This window comes from Kitasatospora sp. NPDC101801 (genome assembly GCF_044766665.1).
GTDB lineage: Bacteria > Actinomycetota > Actinomycetes > Streptomycetales > Streptomycetaceae > Kitasatospora.
Genome location: NZ_JBIWML010000013.1, coordinates 75,461 through 93,429, shown reverse-complemented (window position 1 = coordinate 93,429; position 17,969 = coordinate 75,461). Strand labels below are relative to the sequence as shown.

Sequence of the window (17,969 nt, the reverse complement as noted above, 5' to 3'; positions counted from 1 at the left end):
GCACAATGTTGCGCCATGGACCGCATCGACCGCAGAATCCTGCACGAGCTCCAGCAGGACGGCCGGCTGACCAACGCCGAACTCGCCGCCCGGGTGGACCTGACGCCCTCCCCCTGCCTGCGCCGGGTCCGGCAGCTGGAGCAGGACGGGGTGATCCGCGGCTACCGCGCCCTGCTCGACGGGGCGGCGCTGGACCGGGGCTTCCAGCCCTTCGTCACCATCGTGATGCGGCACGAGGACAAGGCCACGGTGGCCGCGTTCGAGCGCCAGGTCGCCGAGCTGCCCGAGGTGGTCGAGGCGCACCGCCTGTTCGGCGACCCCGACTACCTGCTGCGGATCGCGGTGGCGGACATCGCCGCGTACGAGCGGTTCATCACCGACGTGCTGTCCGGCCTGCCCGGGATCGCGCAGGTGAACTCGCATCTGACGATGAAGCAGGTGAAGGCCGATCAGGGGCTGCCGACGGGCGCCGTCCGTTCCCGCTGAGGCCCCTCCGGCAGCAGCGGGGTCGGGCGGAAGTGCGAGACGGTCGGCGGGTGCTCCAGGTAGCCGAACTCGCCCTCCGCCCAGACCGGCCTGATCCGCCACATCGGCCCCGCGTACGCCCGCACCGCCGCCTCGTCCCGCCAGCGGGTCACCAGCAGCACCCGGTGGTCCGGCTCGGTCACCGACCTGAGCAGTTCGGCACCCTCGAACCCGCCGGTCTCCCGCAGTACGGGGAGCACCTCGTCGCACAGCCTGGTGCAGAACTCGTCCACCCGTCGGGGTGCCACCTTGGCCTCCCAGATCCGGACGATCATCTCGACCACCTCCGAGCCACTGTCTCCAGTATCCGTTCGGCCGCGTGCCGATTGCCGGTCCTGGCCGCCGCCCGGAGATTGGAGGCAGGCGGCCGAGCCCGGCCGCCCCCGAGAGACGGAGCTCCCCGATGGCGGTCTGCGCGACCTGTGGCAACGACTACTGGCTGTCCTTCGAGATCAGGACGATCACCGGCGACAGCTACACCTTCGACAGCTTCGAGTGCGCGATGGAGAAGCTGGCGCCGCGCTGCGAGTACTGCGAGGTCCGGATCGTCGGCCACGGCGTCGAGGTCTCCGGCAAGTTCTTCTGCTGTGCCCACTGCGCCCGCCGTGACGGCGGCCTCGGCGAGCAGATCCGCGACGCGGTCGGCACCCACCCCGGCGTCACGTCCGAGCGTGCGAGGTGATGTCGGCGGCGAAGTCCTCGATCATCGCCGGGGTGACGGTCGGGCGGCACTGGTCGATCGCCGCCAGGTAGTCCCCGGTGGTGGCGCCCGCCGGGCCGTCGCCGGCCAGGTCGCGTTCGAAGGCGGCCTGGGCCGCGCTCCGGGCCGCGTGCTCGATGTCGGCCGGGGTGAACAGCTCGCTCCGCTCGACCAGCCGGTCCAGCTCGACCCCGGTCCGGCCCTCGGCGTACCGGGACCAGATCGCCTCCCGGGCCACCGGGTCGGGGGTGCCGATCGGGATCAGGTAGTCGAACCGGCCGTGCCGCAGGAACGCCGGGTCGAGCGAGCGGATCGAGTTGGTCGCGCAGACCAGCAGCCGCTCCTCGCCCTCCCGGAAGCCGGGGATCAGCTTGAGCAGCTCGTTGGTCACCCCGTGCAGCCCCGACGGCACCCCCTCGCCCCGGACCGGCGCGATCTCCTCCACCTCGTCGATGAAGACCAGCACCCGCTCCAGCTCGGCGATCCGCCCGAAGGCGGTCCGCAGCGCCGCCGCGAGGTTGCCCTCATCGGCCAGCCGGGACGGCAGCAGCTCGACGAACGGCCAGCCCAGCCGGGAGGCCACCGCCCGGGCGAAGGTGGTCTTGCCGGTGCCGGGCGGGCCGAACAGCGCGATCGCCCGGGGCGGCCGCACCCCGTGCCGGGCGGCCCGCTCCGGCTCGGCCAGCGGCTGCACCACCCGACGCTCGATCAGGTCCTTCTCGGCCGCCATCCCGGCCACCTTGCCCCACAGGTCACCGGGCAGCAGCCGGCCGCCCAGCTCCTCCAGCGCGTTGCCGCCCGGGCCGGCCGGTTCGGCCTTCTCGAAGTACGCGACGGCCGGCCGCCGGGTGTACCCGGCATTGCGCAGGCCCTCGCCGAGCAGCTCCTCCCCCGGCAGCACGTACGCGATCCGGCGCACCCGGCGCTCCAGCAGCCGCCGTTCCAGCTCCCGGAGCAGCCCGCTGGCCAGGCCCCGGCCCCGCCAGGCGGGGGCGATCGCGATCCGCATCACCCAGGCCCGGTCGCCCGCCAGGTGCGCCAGCGCCGCCCCGATCGGCACGCCCCGGCTGACCGCCACCACGGCGGGCTGACGGGAGGTCAGCGCGGTGATGCACTCGGCCAGCGAGTACACCGACTCCTGGCCCAGCTCGGCCGTGCTGTCGATCAGGTGCACCACCGCCGCCAGGTCGTCCTCGCGGTAGTCGTGGATCAGCCACTCGTTCATGCCGGGGCCCGCCTCTCCTCTGCGTGTCCCGGAACGCTAGAACCCCGCCGCCGTCCATGCCGTACGCCGGAACGGACAACCGGAGCCGCCGAACCGTACGGTCCGCCGCTTGTCGGCGGCCGACCGACCGCGCGGGGTACCGGCCGCCGCTGATGTGACGCACCGTCAGTTCTGCTTCACCGCACCGGAAGTCCCCAGATTTCTGGGATATCGGCGGCGAATCCCGCGCTGACACACTGACGGCGACCCCGATCCGGCGCACCCGAACGGTCCGCCCGGGGCTTTTCCCGCCGTCATGTCCACCACGCATCCGGAGGAAGCCTTGCTCCCGTCCCTGAAACGCCTCGTCCTGGGGATCGTCCTGGTCCTGACCGCCCTGGGCCTGGCACCGAGCTCCGCCTCGGCCACCTCGCCCGAGACCGTGCTGTTCAACCAGGCGTCCGCACGCTGTCCGAGCGGACCGCAGGACGGCCCGCCCACCCTGGTCGTGTGCGACGACGCCCACAGCCCGGGCAAGTGGGAGTTCACCCCCGTGCCCGGCTTCGCCGGCGTGGTGACCATCAACAACCACCTGAACACCGCCGCCTGCCTGGGCACCTTCGACGGCGGCACCACCGTCAAGGCCTGCAACGGCACCACCAACCAGCAGTGGCGGGTCACCGCCTACCAGTCCGACCCCGGCAGCACCCCGCTGTACGACCTGGTCGGGGTGCGCCTGCTGAACGTGCAGAGCAGCCAGTGCCTGGACAACACCGAGCACCGGATCGGCGGCGGCTGGCGGCTCTACATCTTCGGCTGCAACAACGGTCCCTACCAGCAGTGGAACATCACCAAGCCCGCCTTCAAGGCGCTCACCGGCGGCCACCCGGGCATGACCTGGGCCAACCTGGAGCAGCGGCCCGGCAACCTGGTGCACGTCGGGTACGACAGCGCCAGTGACCCGTACAACGGCGACACCACCCCGGTGACCGCGCTGCCGCTGCTCTGCCTCAGCCAGGACGGCCGGCCGGCGCCCGCGGGGATCCCGACCAGCGGGTACCACAGCTGGGTCGGCGGTCAGGTCAAGGCGACCGCCCCGCTGCCCGGCACCCTGCTGACCAGCCGGGCCGTGGCGGACCAGACCTGCGCGAACACCTTCGGCGCGGGCTGGCGGATGGCGGAGTTCCACGACGCCTCGGGCTGGGGGTTCTGGGCCAACGGCACGCTGCCGACCGGGGTCCGGTTCTGGACCGCGATCAACGACCAGCCGGCCAATCCCTGGAGCTGACGGCCCGTCCGACCGCGCGGGGCGGGTGCCCGCCCCGCGCGGTCACAGCTCGAGGGCGGCGACCGTCTGACCACCGCTCTGCTCGCCGGTGGGGCGGAAGCCGAGCCCGAGGTAGAAGCCCTCGGGGCCGTGCTCGCCCGGGTGCCAGGTGACGGTCAGCCGGGTGCCGCCCCGGCGGCGGATCTCCTCGGCCACCGCGTGCACCGCGAACCGCCCGTAGCCGTGGCCCTGTTCACCCGCCCCGATGTTGAGCCGCCACAGGCCCGAGCGGAGGTCGGTGCCCCGGCCGTCCCCGGCCCAGTCGAGGTCGAGGAAGGCCATCACGAAACCGACCACCCGGTCACCGTCGACGATCGCGCGCGGCCAGGCCACCCCCGGGTGCACGTACGCCTCGGCCAGGGACTTGACGACCGGGCTGACCGCGACCTCCTGCTCGGGGTGCACCTGCACCCCGAGTACGGCGTCGAGGTTGTCGGCGGTCACGGGTACGAGGCGGGGTGAAGTCGTCATACCGCGCACCGTAATCGAACTGATCAGCTCGACGGAACCGTGTATCCGAAGCGCAGCGCCCTGACCCGGTTGTCGAAGTTGGAGTGGATCAGCTCCGGCGCACCGATCGAGTGGATGTCGGGCAGCCGGGTGAGCAGTTCCCGGAACAGCACCCTCATCTCCTGGCGGGCCAGGTAGGCGCCCAGGCAGAAGTGCGGGCCGCCGCCGCCGAAGCCCAGGTGCGGATTGGGCGAGCGGGTGATGTCGAAGGCGTCCGGGTCGGTGAAGACCGCCTCGTCCCGGTTGGCGGAGCCGAAGAACAGCACCACCTTCTCGCCCTTGGCGAGGTCGGTGCCGTTCAGCCGGTGGTCGACGGCGACGGTGCGGCGGAACTGGATGATCGGGGTCGAGTGCCGGACCATCTCCTCCACCGCGCCGCCCAGGTGGGCGTCCGGGTCGGCGAGCAACAGCGCGCGCTGGTCCGGGTGTTCGGTGAGCAGGTGCAGCCCGTGGGCGAGCGCGTTCCGGGTGGTCTCCACCCCGGCGACCAGCAGCAGCGAGAAGAAGGCGCCCAGCTCCCGGGAGTTGAGCCGGCGGCCGTCCACGTCGGCGGTCACCAGCGCGGAGATCAGGTCGTCGGTCGGGCGGCGGCGGCGCTCCCGGCCGAGCGCGGCGATCACGCCCTGCATCCGGGCTAGCGCCCGCAGCCCCTTGCCGGGGACCCGGATCCGGCTGCGGGCCACGCCGGTGTGCTCGGAGGCCCGGTTGACCTGGGCCAGGATGCGGTTCCGCTGCGGCTCGGGGATGCCCATCATGTTGCAGATCACCCGATAGGGCAGCTCGGCGGCCACCGCGCTGACGAAGTCGGTGGGCCGGCAAGCGATCAGCTCGTCCACCAGCTCCCGCGCCACCGCCCGGATGTCGTCCTCGACCTTGGCGATCAGCCGGGGGGTGAAGGCCCGGGAGACGATCCGGCGCAGGTCGGCGTGCCGGGGGTCGTCCAGGTTCACCATCGAGTCGCCGAACAGGGTCCGTACCCAGCGCGCCGGTTCGGGTGTGGTGACGCCGGGGCCGCTGATGAACACCTCGGGCGTCCGGCTGGCGGCCACCACGTCGGCGTGCCGGACCAGCGCGTGGAAGCCCTTGCCGGTGCGCAGGTCGGTGAAGTACACCGGGCCGCCGAGCGAGCGCAGCCGGGCGAAGGCGGCGGCTCTCTCCGGTAGCGGGCGCCGCCAGAACTCCGGGTCCGCCAGGTCGATGCCGGTGGGAATTCCGAGGTCCGTCCGCCGTGAACCGATATCCGCCGTTGCGCTCATGTCGGCAGTTATCGTTCAGCTTCGGACGGTAAGTCAAATTCCCACCGGTATCTCATATGTACCTACTGATATGGCAATTCCACTTCGTCGTCCTCCTCCACCGGCTGCTCCTCGACCGGCGCCAGATCACGCGCCAGCAGGGTGGCGCCCGCGACCGCACCGGGCATCGCCAGCACGGTGACGAACGGCACCAGCATGAGCAGCATCAGCGGCATGCCGAAGCCGAGCGCCAGACCGAGCCGCCCGCGCAGCAGCCGCAGCCGCTCGCGCTGCGCAACACCGCGCCGCTGGAGGCCGACGGCGGACAGTTCGGCCGCCATGAAGTAGCCGGAGACGGCGAGCGCGACCACCGGCACCACGGTCTGCCCGACCACCGGGACGAACCCGCAGAGGAACAGCACGATCCCGAACGCCAGCACCCGCACCAGCACGTACAGGCTGTCCCGGGCCGAGATCAGCAGCTCCCGCCAGAGCGGGAGTTCCGGCTTCGCCGGGGCGCCGCCCTCGCTCTCGTCCACCCGCTCGCAGAGCGACTCGTAGAAGGGCTGCCCGATCAGCAGCGTCGCCGCCGTGAAGGTCACCACCGAGAGCGCCACCCCGGAGCCGAGCAGGGCGACCAGCACCGCGCCCCGGACCAGGCCCTGCCAAGGCGATCCCCAGCCGTCCGCGAACGGGGTGGCCCAGTCGGTCACGTCCCCCGACCAGACCACCAGGGCGGCCAGCACCGCCACGTACCCGGCCAGGGCGATCAGCGCCGGGATCATCCCGAAGCCCCACCAGCGCCCGTGCCGCGCCACCCACTTCTGACCCTTGAACAGATAGCCGAGCCCCGCCACAAAATCTCGCATGCGGGGAAGCCTACGATCCGGTGGCCGCTACTCGTTGACCAGGACCGGCACCGTGAGCACCGCACTGGCCGGGGTCCCGGTGACGCCGGTGGCGGGGACCGTGAAGTCGATGCCCGCACCCTCGGCCCGGCGGTCGTCGTGGCTGGTACCGGTCGCCTCCTCCTCCTGGTAGTGGAAGCTGCCGGCGCCCAGCAGCCGGCCGGCCGCGTCGTAGAAGGCCGCCCGCACCTCCAGCACCAGCACGTCGCTGACGTCCGAGGTGATGGCCAGGTGGCCGGTGACGGCGGTGGCCTGCGGGGCCAGCGCCAGGCCGGTGAACGTGATCCGGTCGGTGAACGGTCCCTCCTCCAGCCGGACTTGGCCGGCGGCCGCCGGACTGGCGAGGACGGCGGCCGGGGCGGGCGCCTCACGCGGGGCGGGCAGCGCGACGGCGGCGACCGGGGGCGTCCGCACGGGGGCGTCGTCCGACGAGGCCGAGCAGCCGACCGCGAGGGTCAGGACCAGGGCGGCGAGGGCGGCCGCCGCGGCGCGGGTGACGGGGTTCATGGCCAACTCCTGAGGCGGGTGCGGGGCCGGGAGGAGATCCTCCCGGCCCCGGTACGTGCACGACTGCCCGGCGCGGTGCTTCCGGACGTCGCTGCTGACGGTGGGTCAGTGCTGGTGGGGCGCCTTGCGGAACAGCGAGCGGTACATCTTGGTGTAGAGCTCGGTGTTGTCCTGGCTGGCGGCGAACGCCTCGCCGCCGGGGCCGTACGCGAAGATCGGCACGTCCGCGCCGGTGTGGTTGCCGGACAGGTAGGTCAGCCAGAGGCTGGCCTGCGGGCTGCCGTCGACCACGCCGGCCGGGTCGTCCGGGGTCCGGAAGGTGGCCGGGGCGAAGTTCTTCGGGTCCTGCGAACCGGTCCCGTTGACGATGCCGCCGGAGCGGGCCGGGTCCTTGACGTTGGCACCGGCCGAGCGGGCCGGGGTGCTGTTGTTGGCGGGGTTGCCCGCGTCGCTGTTCACCGGCGGGGCGGCGGCCTCGGCGTTGGTGAAGCTGTTCTTCTCGATGATGTTGAAGCCGGCGCACTCGTGGTCGGCGGTGACGATCACCAGGGTGTGGCCGTCCTTCTTGGCGAAGTCGACCGCAGCGGCCACCGCGTCGTCGAACGCCTTGATCTCACCGAGCGTCTGGTCGGCGTCGTTGGCGTGCGAGCGCTTGTCGATCTGCGCGCCCTCGACCTGGAGCACGAAGCCCTTCGCGTCCCGGCGGCCGCTCAGCAGCGAGATCGACTTGCGGGTGAGGTCCGCCAGGGTCGGCTCCAGCTTCTCCGGCGCACCGGCGGGGAGCCCGGCCTTCGCCCGCTCGACCGTCAGGTTGCCCCGGTTGAACAGGCCGATGACCTTCTTGCCCTTGACGGCGTCCAGGTCGGCCTTGGTGGCGACCTTCTGGCTGGCGGCCGTCTGCGCGGGCAGCGCCGGGTCGCCGAAGCTGCCCAGCACCTGGTAGCCCTGCGCCTTGAGCGCCTGCTGGTCGTCCGGCTCGAAGCGGGCCAGGCCGCCACCGAGGATCACGTCCGCCGTGCCGTTGCGGGCGATCTGCTCGGCGATCGGCGTGATCAGCGTGGCGTCGGACGGCTTGGCCTCGTAGCTGCCGTCGGCGTTCTTCGGCAGGCAGGCGGCGTCGGAGTAGACCGGACCCTGGCAGCCGCGCAGCAGCGCGTGGCTGAACTGCCCGGCCGGGGTGGCGTCGGTGATCTCGGCGGTCGACACGTTGCCCGTGGCGAAGCCGGCCGCGTGGGCCTGCTCCATCAGGGTGACGACCCGCTTCTCGTAGCTGTCGACGCCGAGCGCGGCGTTGTAGGTCTTCACGCCGGAGGACCAGGCGGTCGCCGAGCTGGCCGAGTCGGTGACCAGCGCGGGCTGCTTGCCGCCCTTCTCCACCGCGTAGGTGGACACGGCGCCGGTGTACGGCAGCCGCTCCATCGCCAGCTTCCCGGCCGCGCCGTAGAAGCGCTCCCGGCCGGCGGTGACGTGGGTACGCCCCATGCCGTCACCGAGCAGGTAGATCACGTTGCGGATCTGGTCCTGGTTCCCGTGCCGGCTCTCGTACGTCTCGGAACTGGCGGTGGCGGCAGTGCCACCCACCAGCGCACCGACCGCGAGCAGTACCGCGGAGGTCTGCCAAAGGCTGCGTCGCATGGAGCGATGTCTCCTCGAAGCGTCTTGACGCGCGCGGCCTTCACGCCATGCGCGGGCCCGGTTCACCCGGGCGTCGCCAAGCTAGGGGTGGCACATGAACGCACCCCCATGTCGGGGAGACCCCCGGTCGAACACTTCAACCACCGGACACCGCTCCGCCCTTGGGGGTGTTCAGTCCGCGAAGGTGATCCGGATGCCGACGGTGCCGCGGTCACCGCGGCGGAGCTTGCTGCCGAGCAGGGTGACCACGCCGAGCAGGCCGTACTTGCGGCGCAGCAGGGTGCGGTAGGCGGCGGTCCGCTCGGCGTCGAGGAGCTCGGCGGTGGCCGGGACCGATTCGCCGGTCGGGTTGCCGCGCAGGTCACAGGGGCCGACCAGGACGTCCGCGCGGTTGCGGATGCGCTTGACCTTCCAGGAGTCGGTGACGGTCCAGATGCCGAGGGCGTTGCCGTCGCGCACCACCCAGACCGGGGTGGGGACGGGGGTGCCGTCCTTCTTGTACGTGGTCACCAGCAGGTAGCTCCCGGCGGCCAGGCTGCGGATACGTTCGAGCTGCTCGGGCGTCGCGTCCATGGCGGGAAGTGTACGGGCAACGACCGCGCGCGAAGTGGCCCAAGGAAATCATGGGCGAATGAACCGAACTGATGGGCCGCCAGCTCGGTAGATTACGGGTGGTCAGGACAAGCACACAGCAGTTCGAGGGGAACGCACCATGTCCAACGCTCACGATGTCGTCCTGGTCCGCGCCGCCGATGCCGAGGTCCTGGCGGACGCACCGGGCAGCCTGATCACCCTGCTGGCCGACTCCGCACAGACCGGCGGCAAGGTCACCAGCAACCGGGCGACCTTCGAGAAGGGCGCGATCGGTGCTCCCCCGCACTTCCACACCCGGGCCACCGAGTTCTTCTTCGGCCTGGAGGGGCAGTTGGACGTCCTGATCGGCGACCGGATCGAGACCCTCGGCCGCGGCGACTTCCTGGCGGTGCCGCCCGGCACCCCGCACGCCTTCGCCCCGGCCGCCGACTCCACCGCCGACGTGCTGGTGGTGTTCACCCCCGGGATGGACCGCTTCGACTACTACCGCCTGCTCGACCGGGTGAACAAGGGCGAGGCGAGCGTGCAGGAGATCCGCGAGTCCGGGCAGCACTTCGACAACCACTACTTCGAGAGCCCGGTCTGGGCCGGGCGCGCCGCCCGCTGACGCCGGACGCCGAGGCGCCCCCGGACCTGTGTGGTCCGGGGGCGCCTCGGTCGTCGCGGTGCTGACGGTGCCTCGGTCAGGCGCGGGCCTCGGCGACCGCCGGGGCGAGCGCCTCCTTGAGGCGGGGGCCGACCCGGGAGAAGCCGAGCTCCTTCACGGCGGCGCGGAGCAGCTCGTCCTCGCTGCGGTCGGTGCCGTCGCTGTCGATCCAGCGGACCAGGGCGGTCAGCTCGGCGGGCTCGTACGCGGTCACGGCGCGGCCGGCGGTGACGGCCGGCTTCTTCGGGCGACGGGCCGGCTTCGACTCCACGACGACCGGCTCCTCGACCACGGGCTCGGGCTCGACCTCAACCACGGGCTCGACCACGACCGTCGCCGCCTCGGGCTCGGTGACGGCGATTTCGGCCACGGCCTCGGGCTCCGGGGTTTCCTCGACGAGGACCTCAGGCTCAGGGGTCACCTCAGCGACGACCTCGGGCTCAGGGGCCACCTCGACCTCGGCCACGGGCTCGACCTCGGGCTCCGGGGTCACCTCAGCGACGACCTCGGGCTCAGGAGTCACCTCGGCCACGGGCTCGACCTCGGCCACGGGCTCAAGCTCGGGCTCGGCCTCGACGACCGCCTCGACCTCGACCTCGACCACAGGCTCGGGCTCGACGACCGCGACCGCCTCCGGCTCGCGCGGACCGGCTGCCAGCGCGCTGATGGCGGCCGCCTCGGTGGCGGTGCCGTTCAGCCGGTCGTACGCCGCGAGTGCGGCGTCCCGATCGGCCTGACGCTCCGCCAGCTCGGCGAGCAGCTCGGTGAGGCCGCCGTCCGTCAGCGCGGTGTGCAGCGCGCGGAGGGCGGGGAGCCGGTAGAGGGTGCCCTCGTCGGCGGCCAGGCGGTCGACCAGGTCGGCGAGTTCGGCCAGCGGCAGGGTGTCCAGGGACTGGCCGGGCAGCAGGGCGGACAGCGTCCGGACCGCCTGGCCGAGCTCCTCGACCGTCTGCGCGACGGCGGACAGCCCGGCGGCGTCGGCCACCACGGGACGGCCTGCGGCACCGGCGGCGGCGCTCCAGTCGGACTGCGTCGCGGCTGCGGCGCGGACCGCGTCGAGCAGGTCGGCCCGGCGGGACCGGCCGTCCAGCGCGAAGCTCTTGGCCTCGGCGCGCAGCGCCCGCCGACGCCCCCAGCCGAGCTTCACGCCCTGCTCACGCCGCCAGCGCGCCGGGGCGAGAGCCGCGGTGAACGCGTCCAGGTCGGCGTCGTAGACCTCGCGGCGCAGCGTGGCGGACGTGCCCTGGGCACGCTGCAGGATGGCGGTGAGCCGGGTGAGTTCGGTCAGCGTGGCGGGCGTGGCGTGGGCGGCCGCGTCGCCGAGCAGCGCGCTGAGGCCGTCCCGGGTGGCGATCAGGTCGTGGCTGCGGAGCTCGGCCAGGGCGGTGGAGGCGGCGCGGGCGTCCTCGGAGCTGGCGACTGCCTGCGCCGCGTACCAGGGGTTGGCCTCGGCGGTCAGGGTGAAACCGCCCAGTTCGGCGTAGCGGCCGAGATCCTCACGCGGGTCACCCACCGAGGAGGAAGATGCGTCCACCGCCGGGTTGTCGGCGTCGTTCAGATAGTTCACGGTCATGTGTGAAGTCCGGTTCGTGGCTGGGCGGACGGGGGGCGGTGGCGGCGGTGTGGTCCGCCGGCACGGGCGGGACTAGCGGAACGCCCGGTGCGGACGCCCAGGATACGGGTGGGCGTTCGAGCCGTGCACGCACCCGGTCGGGTTCGGGCCCGGCGCGCCGGACGTACCGTTCAGCGGGGATCACCTCGGACGACGGGACGGAAGTCGGACAGTCGCACCGGCGGCAGGTACTCACGCACCAGCGTGCGTTCCCACCACGCGCCGGTCGTGCGCAGGGTGCGCCAGTCCGTGAAGCGATAACGGTAGAGCAGCGCGCGGACGTGTTCGGGCGGCGCGTCCGGGAACGGGTTGTGCCGGAGCAGCCGCAGGGTGTCCCGGTCCCCCGCGAGCAGCCGGTGGACGAACGGCCTGAACCAGGGCCGCGCGTACGCCGGGGAGATCCCGGCGAACCACATCAGCCAGTCCAGCCGCAGGTGGTAGGGGGCAAACTGACGCGGCATCCGGTGCAGTTCACCGGGTTTGCCATGGAATCCGTACTCCTGCCAGGCCGACCGCGCGGTCACCCGGCGGTCCACGGTGCCCTGCACCACCACCTCCAGTCGGAGCCGGTTGACCGAGCCGAACGCGCCGTAGGCGTTCACCAGGTGCAGCCGGTCGAACGAACGGTTCATCACCTGGTGGTGCGAGAACAGGTTCCGGGCGGGGCGGTAACTCAGCGCCAGGACCAGCAGGGTGAAGGCCGCCACCAGGCCGAGGTACCAGGACGGCCCGGTCGCCGGGCTGCCCCCGCCGAGCGGCAGGACCGAGCAGGCCAGCGCGACGGTGAGCCAGTTCAGCCAGGCGAAGTTGCCGGACAGCACCAGCCAGAGCTGGGTCAGCAGGATCAGCGCCGCGCAGCCCCCGGCCACCGGCTGGGGCAGGAACAGGCCGATCGGGACCACCAGTTGGACCAGGTGGTTGGCCGCCGCCTCGACCTTGTGCAGCGGGGCGGGCAGGTGGTGGAAGAACCAGCTGAGCGGCCCGGGCATCGGCTGGGTCTCGTGGTGGTAGCGCAGGCAGGTCAGTTCGCGCCAGCAGCGGTCGCCGCGGAGCTTGATCAGCCCGGCGCCGAACTCGACCCGGAACAGCAGCCAGCGGAGCAGCCAGAGCAGTGGCACGGCCGGGGCCACCTCGCCGTTACCGAGGAAGCCGGCCAGCAGGCCGGACTCCAGCAGCAGCGACTCCCAGCCGAAGGCGTACCAGGTCTGGCCCACGTTGACGATCGAGAGGTAGAGCAGCCAGAGCAGGCCCCAGCCGAGCATCGCGGCCCAGAGCGGGATGAGTTCACCCACGCCGGCCAGCAGGGCGGCGGCCAGCAGCGCGCCGGTCCGGGCGAGGGCCGCGAACGCCCGGTCCGAGTAGTGCCAACGGAACAGGCTGGGCGCCTGCCGCCAGTCGGTCCGGGCGAGGAACCGGGGCACCGGCAGCATGCCGTGTTCGCCCAGCAGGGCCCGGAACTGCCGGGCGGCCGCCAGGAAGGCGAGCAAGTACACGGCGGCGACCAGCCGTTGGAACACCAGCCGACCCCACCAGTACTCGGGTGCCGCGAACCACTCCACGCCGGACCGCTCCTCCCACCGGGTCGCTCCTCCCCCGCCGGACCGTCCATGCCTACCACCGAAGCCGCCGGAAGCGCCGGTGCCCGGACGACACCACCGGCGGGGTCAGCCACTCGGCCGACCCTGACGGCAAGTTGACCGTGGTTGGCAGCAAAGGCGCTCGCGCGATCCGGCCCGATGTGGTGGCATTCGCCTGACAGCACCAAACTCGGGAGACACCCATGACCGCGCCTCAGCAGTCCCGCCGGCCGAAGACCCGACCGCCCCACGACTTTGTCCCCGGCACCGGTCCGGGCCGGAGCACGCCCGCCGTCTGGGGCGCGCTCGCCATCGTCTACGTGGTCTGGGGGTCCACCTACCTGGGCATCCGGATCGCGGTCGAGACCATGCCGCCGTTCCTCTCCGCCGCCACCCGCTTCATCACCGCCGGGCTGTTGCTGGCCGGGCTGGTGGCCTGGCGGCAGGGCCCGGCCGCGTTGAAGGTGACCCGGCGTCAGCTCGCCTCGGCCGGGCTGGTCGGGCTGATGCTGCTGCTCGGCGGGAACGGCATGGTGGTGCTGGCCGAGCAGGACGTCCCGTCCGGGCTGGCCGCGCTGCTGGTCGCCACCGTGCCGCTCTGGCTGGTGCTGCTCCGGGCGGGCTCCGGGCAGCGGACCTCGAAGGCGGGGCTGGCCGGCGTGCTGCTCGGCCTGGCCGGGCTCGGGGTGCTGACGGTGCCGGGGCTGAGCGGTGACGTCAAGCTGGCCGGCGTGCTGCTGGTGATCGTCGGGACGCTCTCCTGGGCCGGTGGCTCCTTCCTCACCTCCCGGCTGCCGATGCCGGAGAACGTCTTCGCCACCAGCGCCTACGAGATGATCGTCGGCGGCCTGGGCTGCCTGGCGGTCGCCGCGCTCCGGGGCGAACCGCAGGCCCTGGACCTGGCCACCGTCTCCACCCGCTCCTGGGTCGCGCTGGCCGCGCTGGTGGTGTTCGGCTCGCTGGTCGCCTTCACCGCGTACGCCTGGCTGCTGCAGAACGCCCCGCTGCCGCTGGTCGCCACCTACGCCTACGTGAACCCGGTGGTGGCCGTCCTGCTGGGCTGGCTGATCCTGGCCGAACCGCTCAGCTGGCCGATCGTGCTGGGCGGCGCGATCGTGGTCGCCGCCGTCTGCCTGGTGGTGCGCAAGGAACGGTGACCGAACGTCAGCCGGGGCCCGCCATTTTCTGAAGGCGGGCCCTTGGCATATACCGAGCAAAGGGGGACAGCTCGATTCGGGAAAGTAACGATTGGCATACCTGTGCCATCCCCATGGTTAAATTCTTGACGTTACATCGGCTCGACAGCTTGACTCCCCCCGCTGCCGCAAAGCTGCGGCACGCAGTCAGGGAGGCACCACCCACCATGAACGCAACGCGCCGCACCCTCCTCGCCGCGGTCGCCGTGTCGATGACGCTGTCACTGGCCGCCTGTGGCCAGGACGGCACGCCGAGCTCCGACTCGACCGGCAGCAAGACCGTCGGTCTGCTGCTGCCGGAGCGCAGTTCGTCCACCCGGTACGAGACCTTCGACAAGCCGATGATCGAGTCGGCGATCACCGCCCTGTGCACCAAGTGCACGGTGGACTACGCCAACGCCGACGGCGACGAGACCCTCCAGCGGCAGCAGTTCGACCAGCTGCTGGGCAAGGGCGTCAAGGTGATCCTGCTCGACCCGGTGAACTCCAAGGTCACCGCGGACTGGGTCGACCAGGCCGACAAGCAGGGCGCGAAGGTGATCGCGTACGACCGGCTGGCGGCGGGCAAGGTGACCGCGTACGTCTCCTTCGACAACCAGCGCACCGGTGAGCTCCAGGGCGAGGCGCTGCTCCAGGCGCTCGGCCCGAAGGCCGCGCAGGCCACCGTGGCGATGATCAACGGCGCCGACTCCGACCCGAACGCCGCGATGTTCAAGGCCGGCGCGCACAAGGTGCTGGACGGCAAGGTCAAGCGGATCGGCTACGAGCAGTCCGGCGAGTGGAAGCCCGAGACCGCCGCCCAGAAGACCACCGAGGCGATCCAGAGCCTCGGCAAGGACAACATCCAGGCGGTCTACTCGGCCAACGACGGCATGGCCACCTCGATCATCGCCACCCTGAAGGCCGCCGGGATGAAGAACGTCCCGGTCGGCGGCCAGGACGCCTCGATCGACGCCGTCCGCCGCCTGCTGACCGGCGAGCAGGCGTACACCATCTACAAGCCGTACCGCCCGGAGGCCGACGCGGCCGCCAGCATCGCGGTCTACCTGCTCAAGGGCATCGGCATCACCTCGGTGGCCACCTCGGTGACCGACAGCGGCGGCGAGCAGATCCCCTCGATGCTGCTCAGCCCGATCGTGGTGACCAAGGCCAAGGTCGCCGACACCATCGTGGCCGGCGGCCTGTACACCGCCGAGGAGATCTGCGACGCCGCGCACGCGGCCGCCTGCGCGGACGCCGGGGTCAGGTAGCACCGACCGGGCCCGGCCCCAGGGGCTGTGGTCGAACTCCCGCGTCGCCCGGAGGGCGGCCCTGCGGCGTCCGGTGCGTGCGCCCGGCGTGCCGGGTGGGAGCCCTCGTACTGGGTCGTACCTGGGCTTTCGTCCGGTGCGGCGAGGGTGCGTGCCGGGCGTCGTGGGGCAGGCGGGAGTCTGACGACAGGCCCTAGCTCCGGGCCCGCTGGGTGACGGCGATGCAGGCGAGCACTCCGACCGCGGCCAGCGGGGCGGCCGGGCTCGGGGTCTCGCCGAGCAGCAGGACCGCCCAGCCGAGGGTCAGCAGCGGCTGGGCGAGCTGCAGTTGGCTGGCCTTCGGGATGCCGATCTCGGCCATCCCCCGGTACCAGAGCACGAAGCCGCCGAACTGCGAGACCGCCGCGATGTAGGCCAGCCCGGTCAGCGAACGGACCGTCAGCTGCATCGGTTCGAAGCTCACCGCGACAGCCGCCGTCACCACCATCACGGGCGCGGCCGCCAGTACGCCCCAGGCGATCACCTGCCAGCCGGGCAGTTCCCGGGCCAGCCGCCCGCCCTCCGCGTACCCGGCCGCGCAGACCGCCAGCGCACCGAGCAGGTAGAGGTCCGCCAGGGTCAGCGCCCCGCCGCTCTGCTGCAGGGTGAAGCCGAGCACCACCGACGCCCCGGCCAGCGCGGCGTACCAGAAGGTCCGGGACGGGCGGTTGCCCGAGCGCAGCGCCGCGCAGCCGGCCGTGGCCAGCGGCAGCAGCCCGACCACCACGGCGGTGTGCGCGGTGGACGAGATGCCCAGCGCGAGCGTGGTGAGCAACGGGAAGCCGAGCACGCAGCCGCCCGCCACCACCAGCAGCCCGGGCCAGTGCCGACGGGCGGGCAGCGGGGCCCGGGCGACGGTCAGCGCGATCGCGGCGACCACCGCCGCGAGCACCCCGCGCAGGCCGGTGGAGGTCCAGGGGCCGAAGCCGCCGAGCGCCCAGACGGTGGCCGGGAAGCTGAGCGAGAAGGAGACCACGGCCAGCGCGGCCAGGGCCGTCCCACCGCCGACCGCTATCGTGCTGGATCGGATAGCGCTATTGTTCGCTGTCATGACCGAGCGTAGCAGTGTGGCCGAGCTGGCCGCCATCCTCCGGAGCGAGCTGAACCGCTACTCACCACATGAGAAGCTGCCGTCCAGCCGGGCCCTGGTGGAGCGGCACCAGGTGAGCCCGGTGACCGTCTCCCGGGCGATCGCCGTACTGGTGGCGGAGGGCCTGGTGGTGTCCCGGCCGGGCGCGGGGGTGTACCGGGCCGAGCGGCGGGCGGCTCCGGCCCGGCCCGGGGACGTCTCCTGGCAGGAGCTGGCGCTGAGCGCCGAGACCTTCGGCGGGCAGGACCGGCGCACCGACGCCAGCGGGGTGCTCGGCGCCCTCGCCATGCAGCCCGCCGACGTGCTGGACCTGAACAGCGGCTACCTGCACCCCTCGCTCCAGCCCGAGCGGGCGCTGGCCGCCGCGCTGGCCAGGGCCGGCCGGCGGCCGGGCGCCTGGGGCCGTCCGCCGGTGGCCGGACTGCCTGAGCTGCGGGCCTGGTTCGCCCGCGAGATCGGCGGCCCCGACGGCACGCTGAGCGCCTCGGACGTGCTGGTCACGGCGGGCGGGCAGGGCGGGCTGAGCACCGCACTGCGTTCGCTGGTCGCCCCCGGCGCGCCGGTGCTGGTGGAGTCCCCGAGCTACCCGGGCATCCTGGCGGTGGCCCGGGGAGCCGGGCTGCGGCCGGTCCCGGTGCCGGTCGACCAGGACGGGGTACGGACCGACCTGCTGGCTGCGGCCTTCGCCGCGACCCGGGCCAGGGCCTTCGTCTGCCAGCCGCTGTTCCACAACCCGACCGGCGCGGCGCTCTCCGCCGAGCGGCGGCCCGAGGTGCTGCGGATCGCCCGGGCGGCCGGGGCGTTCGTGGTGGAGGACGACTTCGCCCGGCTGCTGGTGCACGCCGACGCCCCGCCGGCGGCCCCGGCACTGGCGGCGGACGACCCGGACGGGGTGGTGGTGCACGTCCGCTCGCTGACCAAGGCCACCTCGCCGAGCCTGCGGATCGGCGGGCTGACCGCCCGCGGCCCGGCCTTCGAGCGGCTGCGGGCGATGCAGGCGGTGGACAGCTTCTTCGTCCCCCGGCCGCTCCAGGAGACCGCCCTCGAACTGGTCGGCTCGCCCTCCTGGCCCCGCCAACTCCGGGACATCTCGGCCGCCCTGGCGGAGCGTCGGCGGTCGGCGGTCGCCACGCTGGCCCGGCTGCGGCCGGAGCTGCTCGGCGAGCGGATCCCGACCGGCGGCTACCACCTCTGGCTGCGGCTGCCGGACGGCACCGACGACCGCGAACTGGTCGCCGCCGCCCGCCGCAACGGGGTGGCGGTCACCCCGGGCCGCCCGTACTTCGCCGCCGAGCCGCCCGCCCCGCACCTGCGGCTCAGCTACGCCGCCTCCCGCAATCTCGCCGATCTCACCGAGGGCATCACCCGGCTGGCCCGCACCATGGACGAACGGCCCGCTCCCGACAGTGCCTAG

Annotated in this window: 18 protein-coding genes; 7 read left to right on the top strand and 11 right to left on the bottom strand. The window is 72.8% G+C overall.

Annotated elements, in window-relative coordinates; translation table 11 throughout:
- Positions 1-15 precede the first annotated feature (15 nt).
- Positions 16-486, top strand: coding sequence for an Lrp/AsnC family transcriptional regulator (locus ACIRPK_RS17615; protein ID WP_403039412.1), 471 nt, complete (start codon positions 16-18; stop codon positions 484-486).
- Here ACIRPK_RS17615 and ACIRPK_RS17610 read toward each other — a convergent pair.
- Positions 450-800 carry an antibiotic biosynthesis monooxygenase family protein gene (locus ACIRPK_RS17610; protein WP_403039410.1) on the bottom strand — a complete coding sequence of 117 codons (351 nt, stop codon included), beginning with the start codon at positions 798-800 and terminating at the stop codon, positions 450-452. The genes ACIRPK_RS17615 and ACIRPK_RS17610 overlap by 37 nt on opposite strands.
- Positions 801-928: 128 nt before the next feature.
- On the opposite strand from ACIRPK_RS17610, the gene ACIRPK_RS17605 reads away from it, so the two are divergent.
- Complete coding sequence (locus ACIRPK_RS17605) at positions 929-1,207, top strand: Prokaryotic metallothionein (RefSeq protein WP_403039407.1); 279 nt, start codon at positions 929-931, stop codon at positions 1,205-1,207.
- On the opposite strand, the gene ACIRPK_RS17600 is transcribed toward ACIRPK_RS17605, so the two are convergent.
- A complete protein-coding gene (locus ACIRPK_RS17600) occupies positions 1,185-2,450 on the bottom strand; it encodes an ATP-binding protein (RefSeq protein WP_403039404.1) in 1,266 nt (421 codons plus the stop codon). The two genes, ACIRPK_RS17605 and ACIRPK_RS17600, sit on opposite strands and share 23 nt — an antisense overlap.
- A gap of 295 nt (positions 2,451-2,745) precedes the next feature.
- Between ACIRPK_RS17600 and ACIRPK_RS17595 the strand changes: the two genes are divergently transcribed.
- On the top strand, positions 2,746-3,717 hold the full coding sequence (locus ACIRPK_RS17595) for an RICIN domain-containing protein (protein ID WP_403039401.1): 972 nt from the start codon (positions 2,746-2,748) through the stop codon (positions 3,715-3,717).
- A 42-nt stretch (positions 3,718-3,759) separates the two neighbouring features.
- On the opposite strand, the gene ACIRPK_RS17590 is transcribed toward ACIRPK_RS17595, so the two are convergent.
- The 6 genes from ACIRPK_RS17590 to ACIRPK_RS17565 all read right to left on the bottom strand — a co-directional run bounded on the left by ACIRPK_RS17590 (position 3,760) and on the right by ACIRPK_RS17565 (position 9,124).
- Complete coding sequence (locus ACIRPK_RS17590; RefSeq protein WP_403039398.1) at positions 3,760-4,227, bottom strand: GNAT family N-acetyltransferase; 468 nt, start codon at positions 4,225-4,227, stop codon at positions 3,760-3,762.
- Positions 4,228-4,250: 23 nt separating this feature from the next.
- Positions 4,251-5,522, bottom strand: a complete 1,272-nt coding sequence (locus tag ACIRPK_RS17585; RefSeq protein ID WP_403039396.1) for a cytochrome P450 — start codon at positions 5,520-5,522, stop codon at positions 4,251-4,253.
- 62 nt (positions 5,523-5,584) lie between these two features.
- Positions 5,585-6,370: an EI24 domain-containing protein gene (locus tag ACIRPK_RS17580; protein ID WP_403039393.1), complete on the bottom strand. Its 786-nt coding sequence runs from the start codon at positions 6,368-6,370 to the stop codon at positions 5,585-5,587.
- Between the two features lie 27 nt (positions 6,371-6,397).
- Positions 6,398-6,916 carry a hypothetical protein gene (locus ACIRPK_RS17575; protein WP_403039390.1) on the bottom strand — a complete coding sequence of 173 codons (519 nt, stop codon included), beginning with the start codon at positions 6,914-6,916 and terminating at the stop codon, positions 6,398-6,400.
- 105 nt (positions 6,917-7,021) lie between these two features.
- Positions 7,022-8,551: an alkaline phosphatase gene (locus tag ACIRPK_RS17570; protein ID WP_403039387.1), complete on the bottom strand. Its 1,530-nt coding sequence runs from the start codon at positions 8,549-8,551 to the stop codon at positions 7,022-7,024.
- A 171-nt stretch (positions 8,552-8,722) separates the two neighbouring features.
- Complete coding sequence (locus tag ACIRPK_RS17565) at positions 8,723-9,124, bottom strand: PPOX class F420-dependent oxidoreductase (protein ID WP_403039384.1); 402 nt, start codon at positions 9,122-9,124, stop codon at positions 8,723-8,725.
- A 139-nt stretch (positions 9,125-9,263) separates the two neighbouring features.
- Between ACIRPK_RS17565 and ACIRPK_RS17560 the strand changes: the two genes are divergently transcribed.
- Positions 9,264-9,752: a cupin domain-containing protein gene (locus tag ACIRPK_RS17560; protein ID WP_403039381.1), complete on the top strand. Its 489-nt coding sequence runs from the start codon at positions 9,264-9,266 to the stop codon at positions 9,750-9,752.
- Positions 9,753-9,828: 76 nt separating this feature from the next.
- Here ACIRPK_RS17560 and ACIRPK_RS17555 read toward each other — a convergent pair whose 3' ends face one another.
- Positions 9,829-11,364 (bottom strand): hypothetical protein, encoded by a 1,536-nt coding sequence (locus tag ACIRPK_RS17555; protein WP_403039378.1) that lies wholly within the window; start codon positions 11,362-11,364, stop codon positions 9,829-9,831.
- 170 nt (positions 11,365-11,534) lie between these two features.
- Entirely contained in the window at positions 11,535-12,962 is a 1,428-nt protein-coding gene (locus tag ACIRPK_RS17550; RefSeq protein ID WP_403039375.1) for a lipase maturation factor family protein, read from the bottom strand.
- Positions 12,963-13,183: 221 nt separating this feature from the next.
- Between ACIRPK_RS17550 and ACIRPK_RS17545 the strand changes: the two genes are divergently transcribed.
- Together ACIRPK_RS17545 and ACIRPK_RS17540 are read left to right on the top strand one after the other, a co-directional pair.
- Entirely contained in the window at positions 13,184-14,137 is a 954-nt protein-coding gene (locus ACIRPK_RS17545; RefSeq protein WP_403039372.1) for an EamA family transporter, read from the top strand.
- Positions 14,138-14,343: 206 nt separating this feature from the next.
- Entirely contained in the window at positions 14,344-15,426 is a 1,083-nt protein-coding gene (locus tag ACIRPK_RS17540) for a sugar ABC transporter substrate-binding protein (RefSeq protein WP_403039369.1), read from the top strand.
- A gap of 193 nt (positions 15,427-15,619) precedes the next feature.
- Here ACIRPK_RS17540 and ACIRPK_RS17535 read toward each other — a convergent pair whose 3' ends face one another.
- Positions 15,620-16,516, bottom strand: coding sequence for a DMT family transporter (locus ACIRPK_RS17535; RefSeq protein WP_403039367.1), 897 nt, complete (start codon positions 16,514-16,516; stop codon positions 15,620-15,622).
- Between ACIRPK_RS17535 and ACIRPK_RS17530 the strand changes: the two genes are divergently transcribed.
- On the top strand, positions 16,515-17,969 hold the full coding sequence (locus ACIRPK_RS17530) for a PLP-dependent aminotransferase family protein (RefSeq protein ID WP_403039364.1): 1,455 nt from the start codon (positions 16,515-16,517) through the stop codon (positions 17,967-17,969). The two genes, ACIRPK_RS17535 and ACIRPK_RS17530, sit on opposite strands and share 2 nt — an antisense overlap.